At 69.8% G+C, this 24,387-nt stretch carries 23 protein-coding genes and 1 pseudogene; 15 read left to right on the forward strand and 9 right to left on the reverse strand.

Annotated features, from left to right (window positions below; all coding sequences use genetic code 11):
* Positions 1-168: 168 nt before the first annotated feature.
* Complete coding sequence (locus LNW72_RS33510) at positions 169-1,659, reverse strand: FAD-dependent monooxygenase (protein ID WP_250978791.1); 1,491 nt, start codon at positions 1,657-1,659, stop codon at positions 169-171.
* A 670-nt stretch (positions 1,660-2,329) separates the two neighbouring features.
* On the opposite strand from LNW72_RS33510, the gene LNW72_RS33515 reads away from it, so the two are divergent.
* The 3 genes from LNW72_RS33515 to LNW72_RS33525 all read left to right on the forward strand — a co-directional run bounded on the left by LNW72_RS33515 (position 2,330) and on the right by LNW72_RS33525 (position 5,243).
* Positions 2,330-3,946, forward strand: coding sequence for a M4 family metallopeptidase (locus tag LNW72_RS33515; protein ID WP_250978792.1), 1,617 nt, complete (start codon positions 2,330-2,332; stop codon positions 3,944-3,946).
* Positions 3,947-4,251: 305 nt separating this feature from the next.
* A complete protein-coding gene (locus LNW72_RS33520) occupies positions 4,252-4,851 on the forward strand; it encodes an LD-carboxypeptidase (RefSeq protein WP_250978793.1) in 600 nt (199 codons plus the stop codon).
* A complete protein-coding gene (locus LNW72_RS33525; RefSeq protein WP_250978794.1) occupies positions 4,845-5,243 on the forward strand; it encodes a hypothetical protein in 399 nt (132 codons plus the stop codon). Before LNW72_RS33520 ends, LNW72_RS33525 begins: the two co-directional genes overlap by 7 nt.
* A 136-nt stretch (positions 5,244-5,379) precedes the next feature.
* Here LNW72_RS33525 and LNW72_RS33530 read toward each other — a convergent pair whose 3' ends face one another.
* A complete protein-coding gene (locus LNW72_RS33530) occupies positions 5,380-5,823 on the reverse strand; it encodes a cupin domain-containing protein (protein ID WP_250978795.1) in 444 nt (147 codons plus the stop codon).
* Between the two features lie 269 nt (positions 5,824-6,092).
* Between LNW72_RS33530 and LNW72_RS33535 the strand changes: the two genes are divergently transcribed.
* The gene (locus LNW72_RS33535) at positions 6,093-6,512 is read left to right on the forward strand and encodes a helix-turn-helix domain-containing protein (protein ID WP_250978796.1); all 420 of its coding nucleotides are present in this window, start codon (positions 6,093-6,095) and stop codon (positions 6,510-6,512) included.
* A gap of 78 nt (positions 6,513-6,590) precedes the next feature.
* On the opposite strand, the gene LNW72_RS33540 is transcribed toward LNW72_RS33535, so the two are convergent.
* Positions 6,591-6,884: a hypothetical protein gene (locus LNW72_RS33540; RefSeq protein WP_250978797.1), complete on the reverse strand. Its 294-nt coding sequence runs from the start codon at positions 6,882-6,884 to the stop codon at positions 6,591-6,593.
* A 197-nt stretch (positions 6,885-7,081) separates the two neighbouring features.
* Between LNW72_RS33540 and LNW72_RS33545 the strand changes: the two genes are divergently transcribed.
* The 5 genes from LNW72_RS33545 (at position 7,082) to LNW72_RS33565 (ending at position 13,347) form a co-directional block, all read left to right on the forward strand.
* On the forward strand, positions 7,082-7,270 hold the full coding sequence (locus LNW72_RS33545; protein WP_250978798.1) for a hypothetical protein: 189 nt from the start codon (positions 7,082-7,084) through the stop codon (positions 7,268-7,270).
* Positions 7,271-7,725: 455 nt separating this feature from the next.
* Positions 7,726-8,706 carry an AraC family transcriptional regulator gene (locus tag LNW72_RS33550; protein WP_250978799.1) on the forward strand — a complete coding sequence of 327 codons (981 nt, stop codon included), beginning with the start codon at positions 7,726-7,728 and terminating at the stop codon, positions 8,704-8,706.
* 293 nt (positions 8,707-8,999) lie between these two features.
* Positions 9,000-11,333, forward strand: coding sequence for a cytochrome P450 (locus LNW72_RS33555; protein WP_250978800.1), 2,334 nt, complete (start codon positions 9,000-9,002; stop codon positions 11,331-11,333).
* A 488-nt stretch (positions 11,334-11,821) separates the two neighbouring features.
* Entirely contained in the window at positions 11,822-12,610 is a 789-nt protein-coding gene (locus LNW72_RS33560) for a hypothetical protein (RefSeq protein WP_250978801.1), read from the forward strand.
* Entirely contained in the window at positions 12,607-13,347 is a 741-nt protein-coding gene (locus tag LNW72_RS33565) for a class F sortase (RefSeq protein ID WP_250978802.1), read from the forward strand. Before LNW72_RS33560 ends, LNW72_RS33565 begins: the two co-directional genes overlap by 4 nt.
* 409 nt (positions 13,348-13,756) lie before the next feature.
* Here the strand turns inward: LNW72_RS33565 and LNW72_RS33570 are convergent, their stop codons facing one another.
* Positions 13,757-14,188 (reverse strand): SRPBCC family protein, encoded by a 432-nt coding sequence (locus LNW72_RS33570; RefSeq protein ID WP_250978803.1) that lies wholly within the window; start codon positions 14,186-14,188, stop codon positions 13,757-13,759.
* 404 nt (positions 14,189-14,592) lie between these two features.
* On the opposite strand from LNW72_RS33570, the gene LNW72_RS33575 reads away from it, so the two are divergent.
* The 4 genes from LNW72_RS33575 (at position 14,593) to LNW72_RS33590 (ending at position 19,637) form a co-directional block, all read left to right on the forward strand.
* Entirely contained in the window at positions 14,593-15,993 is a 1,401-nt protein-coding gene (locus LNW72_RS33575) for a DUF4331 domain-containing protein (RefSeq protein WP_250978804.1), read from the forward strand.
* Between the two features lie 166 nt (positions 15,994-16,159).
* Positions 16,160-17,473 (forward strand): tetratricopeptide repeat protein, encoded by a 1,314-nt coding sequence (locus LNW72_RS33580; RefSeq protein ID WP_250978805.1) that lies wholly within the window; start codon positions 16,160-16,162, stop codon positions 17,471-17,473.
* Positions 17,470-19,272, forward strand: coding sequence for a hypothetical protein (locus tag LNW72_RS33585; RefSeq protein ID WP_250978806.1), 1,803 nt, complete (start codon positions 17,470-17,472; stop codon positions 19,270-19,272). The genes LNW72_RS33580 and LNW72_RS33585 overlap by 4 nt, the downstream gene beginning before the upstream one ends.
* A 47-nt stretch (positions 19,273-19,319) precedes the next feature.
* Positions 19,320-19,637 (forward strand): hypothetical protein, encoded by a 318-nt coding sequence (locus LNW72_RS33590; RefSeq protein WP_250978807.1) that lies wholly within the window; start codon positions 19,320-19,322, stop codon positions 19,635-19,637.
* 185 nt (positions 19,638-19,822) lie between these two features.
* Here LNW72_RS33590 and LNW72_RS33595 read toward each other — a convergent pair whose 3' ends face one another.
* From LNW72_RS33595 to LNW72_RS33610, 4 genes are all read right to left on the reverse strand, one after another.
* Positions 19,823-20,278: a hypothetical protein gene (locus LNW72_RS33595; RefSeq protein ID WP_250978808.1), complete on the reverse strand. Its 456-nt coding sequence runs from the start codon at positions 20,276-20,278 to the stop codon at positions 19,823-19,825.
* Positions 20,279-20,327: 49 nt separating this feature from the next.
* Positions 20,328-20,780, reverse strand: coding sequence for a cupredoxin domain-containing protein (locus LNW72_RS33600; RefSeq protein ID WP_250978809.1), 453 nt, complete (start codon positions 20,778-20,780; stop codon positions 20,328-20,330).
* A gap of 72 nt (positions 20,781-20,852) precedes the next feature.
* Complete coding sequence (locus LNW72_RS33605; RefSeq protein WP_250978810.1) at positions 20,853-21,653, reverse strand: ferritin-like domain-containing protein; 801 nt, start codon at positions 21,651-21,653, stop codon at positions 20,853-20,855.
* Positions 21,650-22,438 carry a ferritin-like domain-containing protein gene (locus tag LNW72_RS33610; protein ID WP_250978811.1) on the reverse strand — a complete coding sequence of 263 codons (789 nt, stop codon included), beginning with the start codon at positions 22,436-22,438 and terminating at the stop codon, positions 21,650-21,652. Before LNW72_RS33610 ends, LNW72_RS33605 begins: the two co-directional genes overlap by 4 nt.
* A gap of 358 nt (positions 22,439-22,796) precedes the next feature.
* On the opposite strand from LNW72_RS33610, the gene LNW72_RS33615 reads away from it, so the two are divergent.
* Both LNW72_RS33615 and LNW72_RS33620 read left to right on the forward strand, forming a co-directional pair.
* Positions 22,797-23,120: a hypothetical protein gene (locus LNW72_RS33615; RefSeq protein WP_250978812.1), complete on the forward strand. Its 324-nt coding sequence runs from the start codon at positions 22,797-22,799 to the stop codon at positions 23,118-23,120.
* Between the two features lie 13 nt (positions 23,121-23,133).
* Positions 23,134-23,313, forward strand: coding sequence for a hypothetical protein (locus tag LNW72_RS33620; RefSeq protein ID WP_250978813.1), 180 nt, complete (start codon positions 23,134-23,136; stop codon positions 23,311-23,313).
* Positions 23,314-23,370: 57 nt separating this feature from the next.
* Here the strand turns inward: LNW72_RS33620 and LNW72_RS33625 are convergent.
* Positions 23,371-24,337 (reverse strand): annotated as a pseudogene (locus tag LNW72_RS33625) (GlxA family transcriptional regulator).
* Positions 24,338-24,387: the final 50 nt, after the last annotated feature.

The raw sequence follows: 24,387 nt of genomic DNA on the forward strand, positions 1-24,387 counted from the left end.
TGGCGGGCGATGCCCGCCGACTTCCCACCGTGGAACCCGGGTCCATGCGTTCTTCCGCCGATGGCGCGCCGCCCGACGCGACAGACGAGCCGTCAACCTGCCCACCGCATCTGGACCAAGCGAATCGGCCCGCTGGACACACCGACGGACCGCTACGAAGGATTGAGGCTAGACCTCGTACGAGGCCAGGTCCGCCGGGTCCTCTGTGGCGAGTGCCACATACCCGTCGGGCCGGACGAGAAAGAGCCCCCGGTCTGCGTACGCCTTGTGTGCGTGCCCGTCCACGTCGATGACGTCGCCCTGCTCGCCGGGCCGGCCGACCCGGACCAGTTTGTAGCGTTCGGAGGCCGGGGCGTCGGTCGCGCCGAAGGCGAGGAGAGTGGCGTGCGGGCCGCGGAAGAGGTCGAAGAGACGGATGGGCCCGCAGGGGGCGTCGGGGGCGCGGTCCCCGGCGCGCAGTGCGTCGTCGGCCAGGCCCTCGCGGCACTCGCGGGTCAGGGGGCCCTCGCGGTAGCCGAGGCCCAGTTGGAAGGTCTCGCCGCCGCGCTGGGAGAAGCCGCGGTCCTTGTCCACGCGGTCCTGCTCGAAGACCTGGGTGGTGAGGGCGAGCACATGCTGCGCGACCGGCCGCCGCTCGGCCTCGTAGCTGTCGAGGAGCGCGTCGGACGCGCCGCGCAGCGCTGCGCCGAGCTTCCAGCCGAGGTTGTACGCGTCCTGGATGCTGGTGTTGAAGCCCTGGCCGCCCGTAGGGGAGTGAATGTGCGCGGCATCGCCCGCGAGCAGGACGCGGCCGATGCGGAAGCGGTCGGCGACCCCGGCCTTGATGCGCAGCACCGAGGACCATCCCACCTCATGCACCCGTACGTCCGCGTGGCCGGTGCGCTCCACGAGCAGCTGCTGGAGGGCCTCGGGCGTGGCGTCGGGCGTGAAGTCCGGGCCCGCGCCGCCGAAGTGGGCGAGCAGTTGGAAGGAGTCCGACCCTTCGAGCGGGCGGAGCGCGACGCGCCCGCCCGGCGCGGTGGGCCACACGTGCCAGTGCGCGCGGTCGAATCCGCCGATGAGGACGTCCGCGATCAGCGTCGGGTCGGTCACGAGGTCGGTGACGGGGAAGCCCACCCCGAGGGCCTTGCGGACCGTGCTGCGCCCGCCATCGGCCGCGACCAGAAAGGCGGCCCGTACGGCCGACCCGGTGCCGTCCGGCCCGCGCAGCCGCGCCGTCACCCCGTCCGCGTCCTGCTCGAAGCCGGACAGCTCGCAGCCGAACTCGACGCTGCCGCCCAGCTCTTCGAGGCGCGCATGCAGGATCTCGACGGTGCGCCACTGCGGGAGCATCCAGATCTCGCCGTACGGGACGTGGGGCGAGGGCTCGGCGCGCTCGAACGTGTCCCACTCGGCGATACGTGTGGTGCCGGCCCAGCTCTGAAGGCGCTGAATGGGGCCTCCTGCGACGCGAATCGCGTCGATGACGCCCAGGTCGTCGAAGACCTCCAGAGAGCGCGGCTGGAGGCCGGAGCCGCGCGAGCCGGGAAAGCCGCGGCTCTCCCGCTCCACGACGCGGCAGGCGATCCCGCGCCGGGCGAGGTCGCAGGCGAGTACGAGGCCGGTGGGCCCGGCTCCGGCGATCAGAACTTCGGTGGTGGTGATTGCGGGCAGGCTCATCACATGCTCCTTGACGTCGTTCCTCCGCCGAACCGGAGCCGGCCGACGGGTGGTGCCCGGCACGCGAAGGAAGCGGGTTCTGTCGCGCTTCAACAGGGGGATGGGAATCCGCGCCGACCTCTCCACGCAGCGTGTGGACCCATCACCCGGGAGATGGTCTATGGGCGGCTGATCAGCCACAAAATGGGGACAGCGTCAAGATCCCGGCTGTAGCGGTAAACCACCGAGACGCCCCTGCCTCGCCGGCGCCGCACCGCCGCGGGCGCTGGGGGTCGGCGGCGTAGACGTTCAGTCCGGTCGTGGCGCTGACGTTCCTGTGGGCGGGTCATTTCCAGCCGCGATTTCAGGCCAGTGACTTCCGCGGCCGAGTCGGCAGGTCGAGCGTCCGGGCCGGAACGCGTGCGCTGATAGCGGTCTGTGGCAAGCCCGTTGACCTGGGCCGACACCGTGAAGCAGGGAGTGGGCCCCGGCGAGGACAGCAACCCCGCACGCCGTAAGCGGAATCAAGCCAACTGTTTGCTGCGGCCATGACAGATCGCCGTAGCTGCTGGCACGCTCGCCCCACAGGCACCAAGTGATGACTCGTTACCCACGTGCATCGCTTGTCCCGCCTATTACGCCTTGTTCGGCCGTGCTCCGCATGACGGCTACCCCCACACAAGGAGCATCAATGAGTCGCCCCCGCATACTCTCGAAGAGCTCGCTGACCACAGCAGTGGCTCTCGCCGCGCTGATCGGCGTCGGCTTCCAGACCGGCTCCGCCACCGCCCAGACCGAAGACAACGGCCGGTCTGCCCAGGCGAAGACCTTTGCGACTCCATCCGCCGCCGCCCAGCCCGTGACCGTCTCCGCCGCGCAGCGCGGCGCGCTGCTCGCGGCGGCTTCCGGCAACAGCGCCGCCACCGCGCGGTCGCTGCACCTGGGTGCGCAGGAGAAGCTGATCGCGTCCGATGTCACCAAGGACGCCAACGGCACCATCCACACCCGCTACCAGCGTACTTACGCCGGACTTCCGGTACTCGGCGGCGACCTCGTCGTGCACACCAACGCGAGCGGTGCCACCATCGGCGTCGACAAGGCGAACAACGCGGCCATCACGGTCGCCACGACCACGGCTGCCCGGCTCGCACCGGCGGCCGGAGCGCGCCAGGTCGTCTGGGCGGGCAAGGGCACGCCCACACTCGCCTGGGAGACCGTCACCAAGGGCCTGCAGCACGACGGCACCCCGAGTGAGCTGCATGTCATCACGGACGCCAGGACCGGGGCGAAGCTCTTCCAGTACCAGGGCATCGAGACCGGCACCGGCACCAGCGAGTACAGCGGCACGGTCACCATCGGCACCACGGCGGCCGGTGCGACGTTCACCATGGCCGACGCCACGCGTGGCGGCCACAAGACCTACGACCTCAAGCACGGCACCTCGGGCACGGGGACGCTGTTCACCAAGTCCACGGACGCCTGGGGCGACGGTACCGTCGCCAACGCGGAGACCGCGGGCGTCGACGCGGCCTATGGCGCCCAGGAGACCTGGGACTTCTACAAGACCGTGATGGGCCGCAACGGCATTCGTAACGACGGTGTCGGCGCGTACTCCCGTACGCACTACGGCAGCTCGTACTCCAACGCCTTCTGGGACGACGGCTGCTTCTGCATGACGTACGGGGACGGTGCCGGCGACAAGAAGCCGCTGACCGCGCTCGACGTCGCCGGGCACGAGATGAGTCACGGCGTCACCGCGGCCACCGCGAAGCTCGAATACAGCGGCGAGTCCGGTGGCCTCAACGAGGCCACCTCGGACATCATGGGCACCTCCGTCGAGTTCTACGCCAACAACGCCAAGAACCCCGGCAACTACCTCATCGGCGAGCAACTCGACCTGAACGGCGACGGCACCCCGCTGCGCTACCAGGACAAGCCCTCGCGCGACGGCACCTCGCCCGACGCCTGGTCCGCCGACGTCGGTGGCCTGGACGTCCACTACTCCTCCGGTCCCGCCAACCACTTCTTCTACCTGCTCTCCGAGGGCAGCGGCGCCAAGACCATCAACGGCGTCACGTACGACAGCCCGACCTCCGACAACAAGCCGGTCGCCGGAATCGGCCGGGACAACGCCTCGAAGGTCTGGTACAAGGCACTGAGCACCTACATGACCTCGAGTACCGACTACGCGGGTGCCCGCGTGGCCACCCTCAAGGCCGCGACCGACCTGTTCGGTGCCGGCAGCGCGTCGTACAACACGGTCGCCAACGCCTGGGCGGCCGTGAACGTCGGCGCCCGCGTGAGCTGACGCATCATCACGTTTCTTTCGGCGCCCCGTTGCCCTCCTTCGCCGGTCGGCAGCGGGGCGCCGCCATTCCTCCGTCGTCCCGGCGCCGATGGACTGGCAGGTGCCGTTGAGGGCGTCCTCGGGGTGTGCCGGTGAACGTGCCTCGGCACCAGGCATCCCTGGGTCACCGTCATGTCAGCGTGGAGGTGGCCGGCGACCGTTGGCCTCCTGTCGGGATTCCGGGTCCTGGCTGATCGCTTCGAGGAGGCGGAATACCAGCGGCACCCGCGTGGTTGTCCGCCGTTGTCGATCAACAAGGAGGCCCTATGCCTACGGTCCGTCGTCCGCGTGCGCTGAGTTCCGGCGATCTCGTGGTCGTCGCCGCGCCCTCAGGTCAGCTTGAGCCCGGTGAGGAGCCGCTGCTCGCTCGCGGTGTGGCGATATTGGAGCGGATGGGTTTCCGCGTGCGGGTCAGCCCGATGGTCGACCCCTCGCGGAGCCGCTGGTGGGCGGCGGGCGCTCCGGCGGAGCAGGCTGCCGAGCTCAATGCGCTGCTCCGGGACCCGGAGGTGCGGGCCATCGTCGCGCACACCGGTGGTCAGGCGACCATTGGCTATCTCGATCTGATCGATCTGGATGCGGTCCGGGCCGACCCGAAGCCGATCCTCGGCTACAGCGACATCTCGCTGCTGCACATGGCGTTGTACGCGAAGACCGGCCTCGTCGGATTCCACGCCGACATCGCCACCCACGGTTTCGGCGGCGATTGGTACACGCTGGGCGACGAGGCCCGTCGGTCCGAACTCGTCGACCTCTACGCCCGTGTGCTGACCAAGGCCGAGGCACCGGGCCCGCTGCCGGCAGGGGGACCTGGGAAACCTGGCACCCGGGCCGCGCGCAGGGACCACTGGTCGGCGGCTTGCTGAACCGCCTGGTCCAGTTGCAGGCGACCCCCTTCGCGCTGGCCCCCGAACGGTTCGACGGCGCCGTCCTGTTCTGGGAAGAGGTGCAGCGGCCCGTCACGCGGATCTGGTGCGACCTGCATACCTTGCGGCTGTCCGGGGTGCTGGACCGGATCGCGGGCATGGTGGTCGGCATCCCGAGTGAGGTCACGCCCTACGAGGGCGGTGGCGGAGACCAGGTCGGTCTGCGCGACGTTGTGCTCGACGTCCTGGCGGACCGTGACATCCCTGTCCTCGCCCAGGTCGACTTCGGCCACACCTCGCCGAACCTGCCGCTGCCCCTCGGCGTCCGCGCAGAGGTGGACGCCGACAACCGGACCCTGTCCTTGCTCGAGTCGGCGGTCGCGGAGCGCTGAGACGGCCCCACCACCCGTCGACTGTCACGGATCCACGATCAGATACGGCTACTCCGAGGGCCGCGCGGGGCGGACACGGGGTGACGACTGCTGCCTTGACGGGTTCGATGACCGGATCGCCGTGATCTGGGTTCCGTCATTGGTCCCGGCCCATCATGACGACCGCGATGACGGCGTCCACAGGGTATGGATTCCGCCAGTGGTGCGGGGTGCCCTGCTGAGCGAACGCCTGCCCCGCCGACAACTCCGCGGATGTCCCGTCCTCCATCTCCAGCACGATGCGTCCGGACAGGACGATCCCGACGTCGAGGGTGGACGTGTGGTGGAACTCCGCAGGCGGCGGAGCGTCGGGAGCCTCGGGGGGTACGGTCACCGACCAGAACCGCACTCCGCCTGCCGCGGGGAAGAGCGGCGACTCCACCGCGTCGTCCCCTGATCTCACCGCGTCGCCGCCCGGCAGCACCCCGTCGCCCTCCCAGAGCCGGCCGAGGCCGCGCCCGTCCGGGACGGTACTGACGGGCACGACTTCGTCCCGGACGATCGTCGAGAGGCCCGCCGCGGTCACCCCGGTTTCGACCACTCGGTACCTACTCGGCAGCGCCGCTTCATCCTGCTGCCCATACGTCGGTGCGGATCCGGACATCGAGTACCTCCAAGGTGAGTCGGGGGCCAACACGCGCACCATCGGTCCCGCCGGCTGATCCTCCCGGCTCGTACGAAGGCCCGTCCTGTGCGTCGGCCACGGGTAGAGCTGCTTGAACTGGATTCATACGATTGGTATGCAGCATCACGATAGGCCAGTATGGGAGGGCCTACAAAAGGCACATCCGTGTCCGTTACCGAAGGGGGATGTCCGCAATGGACGACGTCGCGCTCCAGGGGGAGACAGCCGCGCTCCCGGCGCCCTGCTCCCGAATCCCGGTCGAGCACGCGGACTTCGTCCGCCAGATCATGGATCGGGTCGGGGACAAGTGGACGCTGATGGTGCTCGCGACCCTCCAAGACGGCCGGATGCGCTACACCGAACTGCTGCGGGCCATCCCCGGTATCTCCCAGCGCATGCTCTCGCGCACCCTGTCCCAGCTCCACCAGGACGGCCTGATCACCAGGACCGCCTATGCCGAGGTGCCGCCACGGGTGGAATACGCCCTCGCGCCGCTGAGCGACAGTCTCATCGGCATCGTGGTCTCACTGATCGACTGGGCGATCACCCACCACGACGAGATCCGCCGGCACCGGGCACGCGTCGAGACGGCCGACGCGCGATAGCGGAGCAGGGGAAGACCGAGCGTGCTCGTCAAACCCGTAGTCCTTCATCGTTCGGTGGTGGGCTCTGAGTCCGCGGAGCTACGGGGCGCAGAGTTCGTTGAGGTCGTTGACGTCCCGCTGGATCGCCTGGGTGCCGGGGCTGCCCCAGGGGTGGCTGTTGAGGAAGCGCTGGGCGGCATCGCGCACGGCCTGCCAGCCGTTGTCGTTCGTCGGGGCGCCGGCGTTGGTGAGGTCGGCCTTGGTCCGGGCCACCACGTCGCGGCAGGTGGCCAGGGGTGCGGCGCCGGCCGGAGCGGATGCTCCGAGCAGGGTCGTGACGCCGAGGACGGCGGCCATCACGGCGGCCGTGGCGACTGGCTTGAAGGACTTCACGGGTTTCGACCTCCTGTTGGGACGGATTGCGGCGACAGGGCTTTGATCCGCCCTGCGCGTGGCCGGGGGTCCCCGGCCGTCCTGGACTCTCACTCACTCTTTGCGGACGCTCGATCATTCACGGCTGCCATCCCTCCTGCCTACCGTGGTGAGGCGGGACATCGAGACCTATCTCGGGGCCACAGACAGGAGCAGTGATGATGCGCAAGCAACTGATCGCAGCCGCAATGACCGCGCTGTTCGTAGCCGGCGGGCTGGCGGCGGCGCCGAGCAGCTCCGCCGTGCCGTCGACGCCACCGGCCACCACGCACATCGCACCGGCCGGCCGGACCTCCCACGCCCTCGACGCTTTCGTGCCGCTCATCTGCTCCAGGGCCTGTCACTGACCCTGCCCGCACCATGGCGGCTTCGCCCGGCCCGCCCCGGACACCTTCCGGGACGGGCCGGGAGTCCGCTGCTCGGCCGGTGACAGCCCTAGGGCCTGTCGTCTGGATCTCCGCGGCGTCGCGGTGTCCAGCACGCACATCTGCCGCGTTGTCGTCGGTCGACGACGCTCCGCGTCGCCTCCCTCCTCCGCCTTGCAACTGCACGCACCGGACACCGCTCCTTCCCCCACGCAGATCCAGACGACAGACCCTAGGCCGCCCGGGTGAAACGTGACGCGACATTGGAACTCACCCATGAGCACAACCTCCTGACGGTGAGGAACCGGCCGTACGGCTGACGGCGGCGGTCCGGGGGCGCGGGCCCCGCCCGGGGAGCGCCCTGCCACCCATCGTGAGGGGTGATCAACAGCATGTGAATGCTTGCCCGTCCGTGTGACGTGCGCGAGAGTCCGCATATGCCCGCACCGCTCTCCGGTCCTCTCTCCGGCCCCCTCTCCACGTCCGCGACCTGGGGAGATCCCATCACCGAGACCCTCGAACTCACCGGCGCGCGCTGCGCCTTGTCCCGCGGCCTCATCGCCGCGGGGGACTGGGCGCTGGCCTTTCCTGCGCCGGGCCGTCTCAAGATCCAGGCCGTGATCGAGGGCGTCATCTGGCTGGTGATAGAGGGCATCGAACACCCGCTCCGCCTGGAGGCGGGAGACATCGCCGTCTTCGCCGGCGACCGCCGGTACACCCTGGCGAGTGACCCGGCCGTGCCGCCGACCGACGCGCTGCCCGTGCTCCGGGCGACCACCGAGACCTTCTTCCACGCCGGGGACGAAGGGCGGGACGCCGTCACGATCGGCGGCCACATCGACCTCAACACCACCGGCAAGGACCTGTTGCTGAGTGCGCTTCCGCCCCTGATGCACGTCAGTGCCGCCACGCCCGAGGCGCCCGCGGCCTGCTGGCTCATGGACCAGACGTTGCGGGAGATGCGGTCGGACGCCCCGGGGGCCGCCTTCGCGGCGGACCACCTCGCACAGCTGCTCTTCGTACAGGTCCTGCGCGTCTTCCTGGCCCACGCGAGCGCCGACGCCTACCCGGTGGGCTGGCTGCGCGCCCTCGCCGACGAACGTGTCGCCCCCGCCCTGCGGCTCATGCACGGCGACCCCGCCCGCCCCTGGACCCTGACCGAACTCGCCCGCGCCGCGGCCATGTCCCGCACCAGCTTCGCCCAGCGCTTCAAGGAGGTCGCAGGCATCCCGCCGCTGACCTACCTGTGTGGCTGGCGGATGCGCCTGGCCCAGCACACCCTGTGCCGGGAGGACACTCCCGTAGCGGTCATCGCCTCCTCCCTGGGCTACAGCTCCGAGAGCGCCTTCAGCAACGCCTTCAAACGCACCACCGGCCTGGCTCCCCGCCGTTACCGGGAGGCCGCGCGGGCGAGCTGAGCGACCGCCGCGTCAGCTCTGCCTTCCAGCAGTGCCGCCGCCCCGCCGCCGGGCCCATGCGTGATCCCTACGGGCAGGAATTCACGCATGGGCGAGGAGACCTCCCGCAGGTGGCGGACTCTCACGCAGGAAGCCCGGACGGTGACGCATTCATTTCTGATGGCCGCTGAACCTAGCCTGGCTCCGCGGGCGGCGGAACCTGACCACGGGCCGCTGGAGTGCCCGCTCGCCCGCAACCACCGTGCCGGAGCCTTCGATCCGTCGCGGGAACGCGCACCCCCAAGGACGAGAACGTGACAACGGACGCCCCCGCATACCTGCCGCCCCGTACGGTCGCCACCGTTCCGGGGTGTCTGCCCCTGGTGGGGCACTCGCTGGCCCTGCTGCGCGACCCGATCGGCGTACTGCAGTCGATCCGCCCCCTGGGCGACCTGGTGGAGATCCGGCTCGGCACCCTGTCCGTGTACGCGGTGAACTCACCCGCACTGCTGCGGGAGATGCTCGTCACCGACGCGGTCTCCTACGAGAAGGGCCGCTACTTCCAGAAGTCCCGCCCCTTCCTCGGCAACGGACTGCCCAACTCCGAGGGGGACTTCCACCGCCGTCAGCGCCGCCTGATGATCCCGGCGTTCCACCGCGAGAAGCTCAACGCCTACACCGGCGTCATGCGCCTGAGCGCCACCACCTACTCCGAAGCCTGGACACCGCACAGCACGATCGACGTTGCCTCCGAGATGTACGCGATCGGCAGCGAAGCCGTCGCGAAGGCCCTCTTCGGCAGCGCCCTGGGCAACGAGGAGGTGCGCCTGATCCGGCGCTGGCTGCCCACGTACGTCCACGAGTTGATGCGCCGTGTCGTCTCGCCGGTCGACTGGCTGGACCGGCTCCCCACCCCGGGCAACCGCCGCTTCCGGGAATCGGGCACCCAGTTGCGCAAGGTCGTCGACCGGCTGATCCGCGAACGCCTCGACGACGACCGGCCCCGCACCGACCTCCTCGGCATGCTGATGGCCGCCCGCGACGCCGACACGGGCGAGCCCATGAGCCCGGACCAGCTGCACGACGAGGTCATGACCGTCATGGCCGCCGGGATCGAAACCGCCTCGACCAGCCTGACCTGGCTCTTCCACGAGGTCGGTGCACGTCCCGAGATCGAGCGCAGGCTCCACGCCGAACTCGACGACGTCCTCGGATCGCGACCGGTCACTTTCGAGGACCTGCCGAAGCTCGTCTTCACCCAGAACCTGGTCCGGGAGACGCTCCGGCTGCGCAGCCCGGCCTGGATCCTGATGCGCCGGCCCGCCCGCCCCGGCGTCGTCCTCGGCGGAGTGGAGATCCCCGAGGGGACCGAGCTCCTGTTCAGCCCGCTCACCCTCCACCGTGACCCCGGCCTGTACCCGAACCCGATGGAGTTCGACCCGGACCGGTGGCTGACCGCCGACCCGCGCGGCTGGGCCTTCCTGCCGTTCGGCGCCGGTCCGCGCAAGTGCATCGGCGACCACTTCGCCCTCACGGAGATGGCCACGGTCGTCGCCACCGTCGCCGCCCGCTGGCGACTGGTCCCGCTCTCCGAGCGGCCGCCGCGCGAGGTGCCCGGCGCCGTACTGGTCCCGAGCCTTCTGCTGATGTCGCCGCGGCCCCGCGCCACGCAGACCCGCGGCGCCGGCCCACGGGGAGACGCCGGCCTCCGCTTCCCCTTCCCCGCGCGGATCAGCCCGGACGCCGCACGCGCGGCCGCCGAACACCTGCAGTGGCCCCGGTCCTTCGGCCTGCTCCTCACCGACCGTGCCGCCGAGCGCCACGCCCGCGGCCACTACGCCGAACTCGCGGCCCGCTTCCACCCGGCCGCGACCGGGCCGGATCTGGCCCTGGGGGTCGACCAGATGAGCTGGTTCTTCTGCTTCGACGACGCCTTCGACGGCCCGTCAGGCGACGGCCCCGGGCAGGCCCGTACCCTGGTCGACGCGGTCGCTGACACCCTGGACGCGCCGCCCGCCCCCGACGCCCCGCCCCTCGTCCGCGCCTTCCGCGACCTCTGGCTGCGCAGCTGCGAGGGCATGTCACCTTCCTGGCGCGAGCGGGCCGCCGCACACTGGCGGGCATACCTGTACGGGCACGTCGAGGAGGCCGCGAACCGGCACTCGGGAAATCCGCTGACCGTGGACGAGTACCTGCGGCTGCGCCGCGACACCATCGGCGTGCAGCCCACGCTCGACCTCGCCGAGCGGATCGGCCACTACGAACTGCCCGCCGACCTCTTCGCCTCGGACATTGTGGCCGCGCTGCGCACCCTGGCCGCCGAGATCGACTCCCTCCACAACGACCTCTACTCGCTGGCCAAGGAAGACGCCGGCTCGGACCCGCACAACCTCCTGCTGATCCTCCGGCGCGCGGACGGGGCGGATCACGACGACGCCTGCGCCAGCGTGCTCGGCATGCTGCACACGCGCATCGCCCGCTTCCGCGACCTCGAAGGCGAACTGCGCACCCTCGACGGCACGGCCCGCCTCGGCGCCCAGGACCGTACGGCCCTGGACCGCTACCTCCGGGACGCCCTGCACACGGTCATGCGCGGCCCCTACGACTGGGCCCTGCGATCCGGCCGCTACAGCACCGGCCCGCAGTGACCACGGGGCCGGTCCCGGACACCGCTCACACGGATCGCGTGACGGGGAGGCGCGGAACCATGCCGACGGTTGGCGGCCAGCTGAGCGTGGCGGGTGCAGGCCCGGCCGATGTCGAGGCCGGCGGAGACCGCCTCGGCGGACCAGCCGAGCGTGTTCGTTTCAGGGACCAGGACCAAGTGGTCGAGAAGGATCTGTGCGAGCGGGGCAACCTCGATGGCGAATGCGTCTGGTAGTGCCCGGCCTCGATGCTGAACGGGCGGGAGCCGCGACTGTCGTCCTCGAGCGGGGTCCTGGTGCTTTGGCTGTCGGGGCTGATGGTACGCCGCCTTTCGCACCCATCCGGCAACCGGGTCAGCTCCGAATCAAGGGTGTGAGTTGATCCCGGCGGCCTTGGTAAAGCCCCTTCGGCCGCTGTTCCTCCCAATGGCACAGGAGCCCCTCCTCCCATACGGCACCGGACTGCCGCGGGGCTCCGTTTGGAGCACGCCATGAACAAGACTCTTCTCCCTCTGGTGGGTATAGCCGCGTTCGCCGTCCCGCTGGCGCTGCCGGCGGTGGCATCCGCACACGACTCCAGCGGTGGTGCGAACTATCAGGCCACCCTCGACCCGGTCGCCACCAACATGGTCGACGGATCCGGCACCGCCACCGTCACCCTGTCGGGCAACCAGGCCACCGTCTCGGTGACCGCCAACCGGCTGCTCGACGCCTCGCCGCACGCCCAGCACATCCACATCAAGGGCTCGGGTGAATGCCCGAAGGCGGACGCGGCCCATGACCACAACGGGCACAAGGCGATCAGCACCACCGATGGTCTGCCCGCCTACGGCAAGATCGGCACGTCCCTGACGACCAAGGGTGACACCAGCCCGAACAGCGCGCTGGCCATCGACCGCTTCCCGTCCACCGGCTCGTTCCACTACACCCGCACGATCACCGTGACACCGGACGTGGCGGCCGCGGTGCGGGCCGACAACGCCGTGATCGTGGTGCACGGCATCGACTACAACCACAACGGCAAGTACGACAACGTCCTGGGCGCCAGCGAGCTGGACGCGAAGCTTCCCCAGGAAGCCACCGCGCCCGCCATCTGCGGTGCCCTGAACTCCATGCCCACCGGCGGAGCGGGAACCGGTGACGGAGCCACCCAGGCATCTCAGGCATCCAACGGCGGCAACAGCGCCGATCTGATCGCCGCCGGCCTGGGCGCCGCAGCGGTCGCGGCACTGGCCGGCACCCTGATCCTGCGGCGCAGGAACGCCGCAGCCCAGCGATGACCGACGGGACCGGGCCCGGCACCAGGCCCGAGCCGGACCCAGCAGCAGCCGCCCCCCGTCCGGCGGGGGGCGGCACCCGCCGCCGCACCATCATCGGACTCACCGCAGCACTGGCCCTGGCCGCAGCCGGTGCCGCCGTCGCCCTCACCGGCGCACCCAGCAGCAGCGCTCCGCCACCCCAGCCCCCAGCCGTGGCAGCCCCGGTCACCACGGCGCACCCCACACCACCCCAGCCACCCGGCAAACCGGTGCCACACTCCTCAGCCGGACACGTCCTCCCGGCATCCGTACCGGTCTCCCTGGACATCCCCGCCATCGGCGTCCACACCACCCTGCTGTCCCTGGGCCGCAACACCGACGGAACCGTCCAGGTCCCCTGGAAGCCGCTGAAGGCCGGCTGGTACCAGGACTCACCCACCCCCGGACAGCTCGGCGCATCCGTCATCCTCGGCCACGTCGACTCCAAGGAGACCGGGCCCGCCGTCTTCTACCGGCTCGGCGCCCTCACCGCAGGCACCCGCATCAGCGTCACCCGGACCGACGGCACCACCGCCGCCTTCACCACCGACTCGGTGCGGGCCTTCCCCAAGGACGACTTCCCCACCCTGGACATCTACTCCAGCACCGCGGACCGCCCCCAGCTCCGCCTCATCACCTGCGGCAACTGGGACCCCAAGACCCGCACCTACCTCGGCAACATCGTCGCCTTCGCCACCCTCACCGACACCGCCGGGTGACACGGCCACGGCCACCGGACAGCGAAACGTCGGGCCACCAAGCCGGTCTTGAGTGGGCGACGAATACCTATTAAGGGGGCGCACCGGATACAGGATTTCGGCCCCCCCGCGCGGGCCATCCCGCCGGAGCAACCGGTCGGTCCCTTTGCCGGTATCCGCAGAAAGGCTGAGTGTCATGACCAGAGACGAGTTCGACAAGGTCATAGCCGAGGCCGCCGCACGCATCCGCCGCACGGCGTTCCCCACCCCACGTGTCCGGAGGAGCGAGAGCACGCGGTTCATCCCCAGCACGCGGAATACGGCGGATCCGCCCATTGACCAGTCCGGTCGGGTCCGGTCCGGTCCGGTCCAGAACCGAACCGAACCGAACCGTTCTTCCGGACGACGGCGAATCCACTGACGCTGACGGTCAAAGAGCGTCGATCACTTGCGGAATCCGGCGGCTCACCTCATCGCCGAGCCGTTCGAATTCACCACGCAGGAAGGGATCGGCCAGCTTGGCGAGCCCGTGGAACGTGATGTGGGCGTGGTAGGTGATGGCGGTACCTTCCGGTACTGCCCGGAAGGTGAGGTCGTCGGTCGAGGTCGCTGTTTTGTTCTCGCCGACGAACGTGAGGCGGGCCGGCTCCAGGCGGACAAGGCGGTAGGCCAGTTCCGTCTCGCGGTTCTTGAAAACCGACACGTTGCGCCACCGCGACCCTTCACGCACCGGACCGTCGTCCAGGCGCAGGCAGAAGCGGGTGCCCGGATCCCACGCTTCGGCCCTCGAAAAGTCCTTGAGGTAGTCCACCACCACCTCAAGCTGCTGTGCGACGGTGAATGTGCGCTCCACGGTGACCATGAGAAACCCAACTTCGTGAGTAGCAACTCGGCACAGCCGACGGAGGTCGGCCTTGCCATGAATAGTGGTTGCAGATGCAGATGCCCCGGAGCAACCAAGCTATTCGTGTGTGAACGCGTGGTCCGATCGTCCGCCAGGTGATGGAGGCCTGTGGGCCCTCATGGAAGGGGTCGGTCGCTGCCCGCGCAGTCCGACCAGCGGATTCTTGGAGTCCTGGCCTGAATGGCCGGAAACGTAGCCCATTCGGGTTGCGTTGTCGCGTCAGGCCAATCCGCGGCGCTATGTGGATTCGAAGAGGGTACGGAGGCCCAGTCCTCCACGACCATCCCTTCATCCGCAGAGAAAAGATCCTCATGACCTCAAGAAAATCACTGGCCGCAAGCGGTCGGTGGAAGTCGGCAGCGATGCTGCTGGCCCTCGGTTCGGCAGTCGCCGGTGCCGCACTGGCGGGCCCGGGTTCCGGTGTCGGTCAGGCGTCCAGCCACCGGGAAGCGCCGCTGGTCGCGGCTGACCCGCAGGTCGACAACACCGACCTGTACGCGTTCACCAGCCCGGACCAGGGCAAGTCCGACACGGTGACGCTCACGGCGAACTGGATCCCGTTCCAGGAGCCGAACGGCGGGCCGAACTTCTATCCGTTCGCTGAGGACGCGCACTACGACATCAACATCGACAGCCAGGGCACCGGCAAGCCGGACCTGACCTACCGGTGGACGTTCCGCAACGAGGACCTGCGCGGCGAGAAGACGTTCCTGTACAACAACGGCGTCGTGAACAACCTCAACGACAAGACGCTGCTGTTCCGCCAGCACTACTGCCTGCAGGAGATCCGCGCGGGCAAGAAGCCGGTCACGCTCGTCGCGGACGGCATCGCCACGCCGTCCAACGTCGGCAAGGCGTCCATGCCGAACTACGGCAGGCTCCGCAACCAGGCGACGCAGCAGCTGCCCGGCGGCGGTCAGACCGTCGCCACGCAGGCCGCGGACCCGTTCTTCCTGGATCTGCGGGTCTTCGACCTGCTCTACGGCGGCGATCTCTCCGAGACCGGGCACAACACCCTGAACGGCTACAACGTCAACACGTTGTCCATTCAGGTGCCCAAGTCCAAGCTCGCCTTCAAGGGCAACGCCAAGCGCAACCCTGTCATCGGCGTGTGGAGCTCCACCGAGCGGCGCACGATGCAGCTCAGCCCCGGCAAGCAGACCCCCACGGGTAAGTACGTGCAGGTCTCGCGTCTGGGCAATCCGCTGGTCAACGAGGCGGTGGTGCCGGCCGGGCTGAAGAACGCCTTCAACGCGCTGCCGCCGTCGGAGGACCACAACCAGCCGAAGGTCGTCGCGAAGGTCCTCGACCCGGAGCTGCCCAAGCTCATCCAGGGCATCTACGGCATCCCGGCACCCGCCACCCCGCGCAAGGACCTGCAGGAGATCTTCCTGACGGGTATCGCCAAGGCGGCCAACGGGCCGCTGGCCGTGGACCTGAACTCGCAGCTGATGAACCTTGACATCAACAAGAAGCGGTTCGTTCCCGCCGAGGAACTGCGGCTGAACATGTCGACGCCGGTGACGGCCAACCCGGACCGGCTCGGCGTGCTCAACGGTGACTTCCAGGGCTTCCCCAACGGCCGCCGCATGGGTGACGACGTCATCGACATCGCCATCCAGGCGCTCGAAGGCGCCACTCCCGGGCACCTGATCCAGGCGCTGGCCGCCGGTGACGGCGTCAACGGGCCGGGCGTTCCGTTCGGGACCACGTTCCCGTACGTCGCTCTGCCGTACACCGGTTCGGTCAACCAGGCCGGCTAGTCACTGCTGGTCCCACACAGGCCGGTGCGGGCCGACGCCAGCTGCCCGCACCGGTCCATCGGACCCCGTCGTTGACGAACGCGTACGCCCATCGATTCGTCCACGGCTCAGCACGCCCATCGTCCTCCTTCGACCATCGTCCATCGTCCAGAGAGGGATGTCGTTCATGCGCCGCCTCGCCCTGATCGCCACCGCCGCCGCGCTGTGTGCCGGCCTGACCGGATTCGCGGCGCTGGAACACAACTCCAACCCCCCTCCTCCCGCAGCGGCACCCGCCCCGGCGGCCGGCTCGGCCCATACCGCGCTGTCGATCGGCGCGGTGGTGAGCAAGCTCCAGGACAAGCTGCGCCGGCAGCCGGCCGACGCGGCAGCGTGGGCGCAGCTGGGCTCCGCGTACGTCGAGCAGGCCCGGCTCACCGTCGACCCGACGTTGTACCCCAAGGCGGAAACGGCGCTGCGGCGTTCGCTGACGTTGCAGCCGGACGTCAACACGGCCGCGCAGACCGGCATGGCCGGACTCGCGAACGCCCGGCACCAGTTCACCCAGGCCCGCACCTGGGCCGATCAAGCCGTCGCCGGCGACCCCTACGCATGGGCCGCCTACGGGGCACTGACCGATGCCCTCACCCAACTCGGCGACGACGCCGGAGCCCAGGCCGCCGTTCAGCGGATGCTGGATCTGCACCCCTCGACCGCATCGTTCACCCGCGCCTCCTACACGCTGGAACTGCACGGCCGGACCGATGAGGCAGCGCAAGCCCTCCAGCGCGGACTGGAGGACGCCTCCAACCCGGCCGACCAGGCCTTCTGCCAGCACTACCTGGGCGAACTGGCCTTCAACACCGGCGCCACGGCAGTGGCATTGGGGCACTACCGCAAGGCGCTGGCCCTGGACCCGACCTACACCGCCGCCCTCGCGGGAGTAGCCCGCGCAGAAGCCGCGCTGGGCCAAACGGCCAAGGCCGTCACCGACTACCAAACAGCCATCGCCCGCGTCCCCCAACCTCAGTACGTGCTCGAACTCGGCGAACTGCTCGAGTCCCTGGGCCGTACCGCGGAGGCTCGTGCGCAGTACAGCGTCCTGGAAGCCGAGCAGAAGCTGTTCGCCGCCAACGGTGTCGTCGACGACCTGAACCTCGGCCAGTACCAGGCCGACCACGGCAACCCACAACTCGCCGTCACCTTGCTCACCGCCGAATGGGGCCGCCGGCACAGTGTGCTGGTCGCCGACGCACTGAGCTGGGCCCTGCACCGGGCCGGCCGCGACGAAGAAGCGCTGCCCCTGGCCCGGGAAGCCGACCGGCTCGGGTGGCGCGACGCCACCCTGCGCTACCACCGCGGTGTCATCGAGCAGACGGTCGGCGACGACCAGGCCGCACGCACCGATCTGACGGCTGCCCTGGCAGCCAACCCCGCCTTCTCACCCCTGCGCGCACGCGACGCACGAGCGCGCCTGGCCCGCCTCCAAGGACAACGATGATCCGCCTCTACGCGCGCACGCGACAAGTCGCCCTGCTCCTCGTCGGCATCCCGATGCTGCTCTCCCTGGCCGCACCCGCCGCGTCCGCGCATCCGCTGGGGAACTTCACGGTCAACCGCTACGACGGGCTGACGCTTCACCCCGACCACGTGGACGACCTGGCCGTGGTGGACACCGCCGAGATCCCCACCCTCCAGGCCATGCCCGGTCTGGACACCGACCATGACGGCCGACTCGGCGCCGGGGAGGCCGCAGCCCATGCCCGGACGGCCTGTGCCCTGCTTGCCCACGGCATCACCGCCACCACGAGCCCGCAGGGCAACAGCGCGGCACGGGCAGCCACGCTGCACTTCCAGGTCCGGTCGTCCAACTACCGGCTCGTACGGGGACAGGCCGGTCTGGACACCGGCCGCCTCGAATGCCGGCTGACGGCGCCGGCGGACCTGGGGACGTCAGGGCTCGTGGACCTCTCCACCGGGGTGGACTCCGCTCGGATCGGCTGGCACGAGATCACCGCAAGGGGCGAGGGAGCGCAGATCGGCTCCTCTGACGTACCGGCGACCTCTATTTCGAACGAGCTGCGGAAGTACCCCGCTGATCTGCTGTCCAATCCGCCCGACACCCGCCACACCCGCATCACCCTCGGCAACGGTCCCGGGGCGGTGGCAGCCACCGCACCCGGCACGGGCCTGCTGGGAAGCTGGTACGCGGCCCTCGACGCCCATCTGGGCTCCCTCACCGACAGAGACCGACTCACCCTTCCCGTCGGACTGCTCGCCGTGCTGCTGGCTCTCGTACTGGGTGCGGGGCACGCCGCACTGCCCGGACACGGCAAAACCATCATGGCCGCCTACCTCGCGGGCCGGCAGGGCCGCCCGCGCGACGCGGTCACGGTCGCCACGACCGTGACCCTCACTCACACCGCGTCCGTCCTGGTCCTGGGCACCGCCTTGAGCGTGTCCTCCGCCCTCGTCGGCGAACAAGCGCTCGCCTGGCTCGGCACCATCAGCGGACTGGTCATCATCGCCGCCGGCATCTGGCTCATCCCCGCCGCCCTGCGCAACCTGCGCAACCGCGAGGAGACGGAAACCGCGCACCAGGAGCACACACACCACGGTCACACGCACGGCGATCACGATCACGTTCATCCGCATACCCCCAGCGAATCGGCCGTCGTCGCCATGCCCCTCGCGGTTGATCAATTTGCCGCAGTCACTGTTGGAAGCGGGACTGTCGCTGCGGCCGCCAGCATGACGGAGGCACCCCACTCCACGGGCGCCAACTCCCTTGCGAAGCATGGCCATTCCGCCTCGCACACCACCCCTGACCAGCACCAGCGCCAGCACCATGTGAAGGCGCAGAGCCGCCATCACAGCCACGATGACGCACACGGGCACAGCCATGAGGGACATGGACACGGGCACGGGCACAGCCATGGGCTGTTCGGCCACCATCATCACGGGAAGTCGACCACCCGCAAGAAGGGCGGCCTGATCGGGATCGGTATCGCCGGTGGGCTCGTCCCCAGCCCATCCGCCCTGGTCGTTCTGCTGGGTTCCATCGCCCTGGGCAGAACGGCTTTCGGCGTCGCCCTCGTCATCTGCTACGGCCTGGGCATGGCCGTCACCCTGGCCGCAGCCGGTCTGTTCCTGCTGAAACTGCGCGACCGGATCCCGGCCCTGAACGGCGGAACTGCGGGCCGGTTCGCGACGTGGGGCGCGCGGATCACCCCACTGGGCACCGCACTGCTCATCCTGGCCGTCGGGGTGGGCACCGCACTGCGAGCCATGCCGCTGTGAACGGCCACCATTACTTCCCCATCACTCCGGAAGGCAGGAAGACGACCATGGCATCACGTGTCCGCACCCGCTGGGCCACCCTGTTCGTGCTCGGCGCGCTCGCGCTCACCGCCTGCGGCTCCTCCGCGGCGCGCACCGGCGCACTCGACACCACCTCCGACAGCAAGAAACCCGCCTGCCGTGCCCACCAGAGTGTGCTGCCCAGCCAGGACTACACCGGGGGAAGCGATGCCAAGACCCTGGCCGTCCTCGCCATGATGAAGTACTACACCGCCAAGGGGCCCCTGCCCTTCTGCGACGCCAAGCCCGCCACCGAGCAGGACACCGCCTGGGCCCGGCTCTACACCGATCTCACCAAGCCCTGACCCGTGAGCGTTCCCGACTCCGCGGTCGTCGGCAAGGGCGAAAGCACCTGCGGGTCTGACCGGGATCGTCTTCTGGCCGGCGGTGCGGCTCGGGCGGCGAGGCATCGGCTCGGGGCCCGCCTCAGCCGTGCGGACTGGTCCCGCGTGCCGGACACTCTGCCATCGGGTACAGGGCGGAGTGGGTCTCAGGTTCCGACGGGCGAGCTAGCAGTTTCGGCAGGACGCGCGCGCCGCGTCACGAGGAGAGCGGTGGTGGCGATGACGGCGAGAACTTGCGCAGCAGCACTGAGCTTCTTGTCGTCGGACCAGATGGGTTCATACATGTCCGGCAGCGGGCCCAGAGCACCGACGTCGACGTAGCGGTAGAGCACGAGCGCGGCGAGGCCGCCTGCCGCGACGAGCCAGGCGAAGGCGTCACCCAGTGGGCGGCGCCAGGCGAGGACCAGCAGGGCTGCCAGGGATGCCAGGCCCGCTTCGACGCGGAACAGGGTGCCCTGGCTGATGGTCGCACTGACAGCGTCGTACTGGTCGGCCAGCTTGGCGTGGACGTACGCGTCGACGGCCAAGCCCACCGCGGCAGCGACCCGGCACGCCCCGCGCGCGGTCCGGAGGGCGCTGAGGGACGTTGTGGCAGGTGTCATGGCCGGTTCCTTCGTTGTGTGCGGCGACGGCCGACGGGGTGGGGATACCTCAGCGGACGGTGAGAGTGCCCTTCATGTACTGGTGGATGTTGCAGATGTAGCTGTAGCTCCCCGCAGTCGCCGGGGCTTTGAACGTTGCGGACTTGCCGCCGGCGATGGTGCCGGTGTCGAAGGCCTTGGAGCCGGTGGCCGTGGCGGTGTGCGGGGTCTTGTCCTCGTTCAGGACGGTGACCACCGTGCCCGGTGCGACGGTCAGCGAGGCCGGGTTGAACAGGAAGTCCTTGATGACGATGCGTGCCGCTGCTCCGGACGCGGTGCCCGCCGGTGACGAGGCCGGCGTGGTGGAGGAGGACGAGCCGCCGGAGCTGGAGCTGGAACAGCCCGTCAAGGCGACCAGTGCGCAGAGGGCACTCGCGGCGGCCAGGCGTCCGCGACGGGGACGTACTCGGTTGGCGTTGACGTTCATCTGCGGGCCCAATCCATCGACGGCAATGACTGACATGGGATAGCGATACCAAGGAGTGGTGCGCCCCGGACTCCGACACGCTGGGAGCCCGGGGCGCACCATGCATCATCAGACCGTCAGCAGGGTGGTGCTGGCGGCCTTGTCCACGGGCAGGAAGTCGTCCGGGACGGGGTACTGACCGAGCACGTAGTGCAGGATCGCGGCGTGCATCGCCTCGACGGGGGCGACGGTGGCCGCGGTGCTGATCCCGGCAGGGCTGATGACGTTGTAGGTCGCGAACAGGTACGTCTGCGCGGCCTGGTCCTCCAGTTGCAGAGCCAGCTTGGCGACGGAGCCGACATCCGTCGCCTTGCCGAGCGCGGCGGTGACGTCGGCCTGGTTGGACAGCGGCACATTGGTGATGGCGGGCTTGCCGGCGCCGGTCAGGACCGCGTTCCAGGCTTTCGCGTGGTCGGCGTGCTGGGCCATCGCGGTGGTGACGAAGGTCGCCACCGCGGGCGGTACGGTGCCGAGCTTGCCCGCCTTGGCCGCGGCCAGGGTCGCTTGGTAGGCGCCCACGGCCTGGTTCTCCAGTGCGGTGGCCAGTGCGACGACCTTCAGGTCCCCGGTGTACTGGCCGCTGCCCGACGCCGCTCCGGAGGGCGACGGCGACGCCGACGCGTCCGACGTCTTGTCGCTGCTGGAGCAGGCGGCCAGGGCCATCGCCGCCGCGACACCTCCGGCTCCGAGCAGGAAGCGGCGCCGCCCCAGGTTCGTTCGCTCCGCCGTGCGGATCTCCTCCGCCAGATCGACGGCGCCGGCCCGCATCGCGGGCAGCGTCTCTCGATGAGCCTCGTCCATGTCGTGGGTCAGACGGGCGAGTTGCTGCTCGCTGATCTGCAGTTCCCAGCCGTTGCGTGCAGTGGTCACTTCACGGCTCCTTCGGAGATCGGCGAGGCGTCCTTGGTCGGGTAGAAGGCGTCGGGGAACCCGACGCTGCCCGCGGCGGCGGGCAGCTTGGCCGCGTCCGTCGGGATGGCGATGAGGTCGGGAAGATTCCCGGCCAGCAGCGCCTGAACGGCCAGCAGCGTCGCCCGGTGCTGGGCCTCGACCGGGGCGACCGAGGCGAAGAGCTTGCGCAGTTGTGCGTCGCTGACCTGGCCGACGTTCTTGGTGTAGGTCTGGGCGGCGACGTTCTCCAGCGTGATCGCCAGCGCGACCACGTCGGCCGGGGTCTTGATGGTGGGCAGGGCTTCCTTGACCACGGCCGCGTACTTGGGGTCCGGGCCGGTCTGGGCCTTGCCGCCCGCCTGGGTGGCGGCGGCGTTGAACGCCTTGGCGTGGGCCTGGTGCTGGGTGGTGGTCTTGGCGATGAACGCCGCGACGGTCTTGTTCCCGTCCTTGATGAACGGCAGCCCCGCAGCGGTCTGGTAGACGCTGATGGCCAGGTTCTCCAGGGAGGCCGCGGTCTGCAGCGCCATGATGTCGTCCGCGGTGGTTGCCGCCGCGGCCCGCACGGACGACAGCACTGCCGCTGCCCCCGCCACACCGGCCAGCGTCCCCGACCGCTGCCACCAGTGGCGCGACCGGGGCGCGGTGGCCTCGGTGAAGTCGTCCAACGCGCTGCCGGTGATGCGCAGTGCGTCGCTGTTGAGGTCTTCGGATTGCTCGGTGAGCTCTTCCAGCAGTCGGGTGTCGATGCGCTGTACGCCCATCACGCCCCATCTCTCTCGGCGCCCACTCCGTCGCAGGCACGTCCACAGCCCCTTCGGTGCCGTGGCCCCCAGCGGATTGCTCGGATCATCCGTACACCGGCGAGGTTCACCCCCAAGGGTGAACGGCGGGCCCCCTGGGGTACCGCACTGACCCAGTCGTGGCAGCCCCGACGATCTACACCAGGCGCGGCCAGGGTGGGAGGTCGTCAACCGCATGAGCTCACGTAACCCGTGTCATCCGCCTGGCTGAGGGCAGGAGATGCCCGCCCGTGCTGCCCTGGCATTTCGACCGGCGCCCTTGCCCTCGGACGATCTCCGCCCGTCAGGCGTCCTCCGAAGGCCCCACTACTCTGCCGGGATGCATCAACCTGTCGTCGGCTGTACGGACTCCGATCCACGGGTCCGCCTGGTCCAGCTCGTGGAGCGAGGGGATGGGCTGTTACGGGAACTGGAACGCAGTGCGCAACCCCGCGCGACGCACAACGGCCTTCCGTTCGCCGGCCCCTCTCCCGGGGTGCTGACCACCATCAGGGAGGTCATTTCGATCTACCAGCAGATCGCGTACCGGTACGTGGACGCGGACCTCGATGACGCTCGGACGCTGCGGCACCTGGCCGACGCGCTCGACGAGACGGCCCGCTGCGTACGGCTGCTGACTCCCCCCGACGTGCCGACTTCCTAGTGCGTCAGAGCCGTTGCCCAGCGCGATGCGGGCGGTGGTGGCGGAGGGGCCGCCCGCGGCCTCCGCCGACGGCCTGGACGAGATGACGATCGCCGGCGTCGCGGAGCGCGCCGGCGTCTACGCCGACGAGCTCGGCGACATGGCGATCGCCTACCTGCTCACTCCCGACCGGCGCCGCTCCACCCACGCCTGAGTCGAGCGCATTGCCGGAAGGCCTCCCTGGGTGTCTACCGGGGCTGGGGCAAGGCGATCAGAAGCGTTGGCGGTACTGGGCGGGGGAGATGCTGAGGGCGCGGTGGAAGGCGCGGCGCATGGCCTCGGTGCTGGGGTAGCCGCTGACCCGGGCGATGTGTTCGACGCTGTCCTGGGTGTCCTCCAGCAGGCGTCGGGCGGTCTCCAGCCGGGTCTGGTCCACGTAGCGGCCCGGGGAGGTGCCGGTCTCGGCGGTGAAGGCGCGGGCGAACTGGCGGGGGGAGAGGTTGGCGCGCTGCGCGAGTGTTTCCACCGAGAGGTCCGCGTCCGGGTGGACGGCGATCCAGTCCTGGACATCGCGCAGGGACTGTCGGTCGGAGAGTTGCGCCTGCAGGTGGGTACTGAACTGGCGCTGGGTGCCGGGTCGGCGGAGGAAGACGACCAGATGGCGGGCGAGGGTCAGGGCGGCGTCCCGTCCGAGGTCCTCCTCGATGAGGGCGAGCATGAGGTCCATCCCGCTGGTGCCGCCGGCGGAGGTGGAGATCCGGCCGTCCCGGATGAAGATCGGGTCGGCGTCCACCTCGGTCCCGGGATAGGCCTGGGCCAGCTCATCGGCCTGGCTCCAGTGGGTGGTGACCCGCTTGCCGGTGAGGAGTCCCGCCTCGGCCAGCAGGAAGGCTCCGGTGCAGATGGAGACGATCCGCTGGGAGCGGTTAGCGTTCCGCCGAAGCCAGCACGCCACCTCCGGGTCGACGGTGGTGGTGCCGTCGCCGCTGTGGGGCGGGCACGATGAGGGTGTGCGGCGTGGTGGCGGTGTGCAGATCGGTGTCCGGCACGAGCGTCAGGCCGCTGGGACTGTGCACGGGGGTGCCACCCAGGCTCGCGGTCCGGACGCGGTACGCGACACTGCCGGCCCTCGTCCGGTCGGCGAAGAGGTTGGCAGCCGAGAGGATTTCGATGGGGCTGACCACGTCCAGCGCGTCCATGCCCTCGAAGAGCACGATGAGTACGGTGCGCGTTCTCATACAGCCAGCCTGACAACTCCTGCGGATGTCCGCAACGTCACACATCCGAC

Source organism: Streptomyces sp. RKAG293 (genome assembly GCF_023701745.1).
Lineage (GTDB): Bacteria > Actinomycetota > Actinomycetes > Streptomycetales > Streptomycetaceae > Actinacidiphila.

Bases quoted from the DNA above. Each gene is read 5' to 3' on its own strand.
- LNW72_RS33510 (WP_250978791.1), bottom strand. From the start codon at position 1,659: ATGAGCCTGCCCGCAATCACCACCACCGAAGTTCTGATCGCCGGAGCC.
- LNW72_RS33515 (WP_250978792.1), top strand. From the start codon at position 2,330: ATGAGTCGCCCCCGCATACTCTCGAAGAGCTCGCTGACCACAGCAGTG.
- LNW72_RS33520 (WP_250978793.1), top strand. From the start codon at position 4,252: ATGCCTACGGTCCGTCGTCCGCGTGCGCTGAGTTCCGGCGATCTCGTG.
- LNW72_RS33535 (WP_250978796.1), top strand. From the start codon at position 6,093: ATGTCCGCAATGGACGACGTCGCGCTCCAGGGGGAGACAGCCGCGCTC.
- LNW72_RS33545 (WP_250978798.1), top strand. From the start codon at position 7,082: ATGATGCGCAAGCAACTGATCGCAGCCGCAATGACCGCGCTGTTCGTA.
- LNW72_RS33550 (WP_250978799.1), top strand. From the start codon at position 7,726: ATGCCCGCACCGCTCTCCGGTCCTCTCTCCGGCCCCCTCTCCACGTCC.
- LNW72_RS33560 (WP_250978801.1), top strand. From the start codon at position 11,822: ATGAACAAGACTCTTCTCCCTCTGGTGGGTATAGCCGCGTTCGCCGTC.
- LNW72_RS33565 (WP_250978802.1), top strand. From the start codon at position 12,607: ATGACCGACGGGACCGGGCCCGGCACCAGGCCCGAGCCGGACCCAGCA.
- LNW72_RS33570 (WP_250978803.1), bottom strand. From the start codon at position 14,188: ATGGTCACCGTGGAGCGCACATTCACCGTCGCACAGCAGCTTGAGGTG.
- LNW72_RS33575 (WP_250978804.1), top strand. From the start codon at position 14,593: ATGCTGCTGGCCCTCGGTTCGGCAGTCGCCGGTGCCGCACTGGCGGGC.
- LNW72_RS33580 (WP_250978805.1), top strand. From the start codon at position 16,160: ATGCGCCGCCTCGCCCTGATCGCCACCGCCGCCGCGCTGTGTGCCGGC.
- LNW72_RS33585 (WP_250978806.1), top strand. From the start codon at position 17,470: ATGATCCGCCTCTACGCGCGCACGCGACAAGTCGCCCTGCTCCTCGTC.
- LNW72_RS33590 (WP_250978807.1), top strand. From the start codon at position 19,320: ATGGCATCACGTGTCCGCACCCGCTGGGCCACCCTGTTCGTGCTCGGC.
- LNW72_RS33595 (WP_250978808.1), bottom strand. From the start codon at position 20,278: ATGACACCTGCCACAACGTCCCTCAGCGCCCTCCGGACCGCGCGCGGG.
- LNW72_RS33600 (WP_250978809.1), bottom strand. From the start codon at position 20,780: ATGTCAGTCATTGCCGTCGATGGATTGGGCCCGCAGATGAACGTCAAC.
- LNW72_RS33610 (WP_250978811.1), bottom strand. From the start codon at position 22,438: ATGGGCGTACAGCGCATCGACACCCGACTGCTGGAAGAGCTCACCGAG.
- LNW72_RS33615 (WP_250978812.1), top strand. From the start codon at position 22,797: ATGCATCAACCTGTCGTCGGCTGTACGGACTCCGATCCACGGGTCCGC.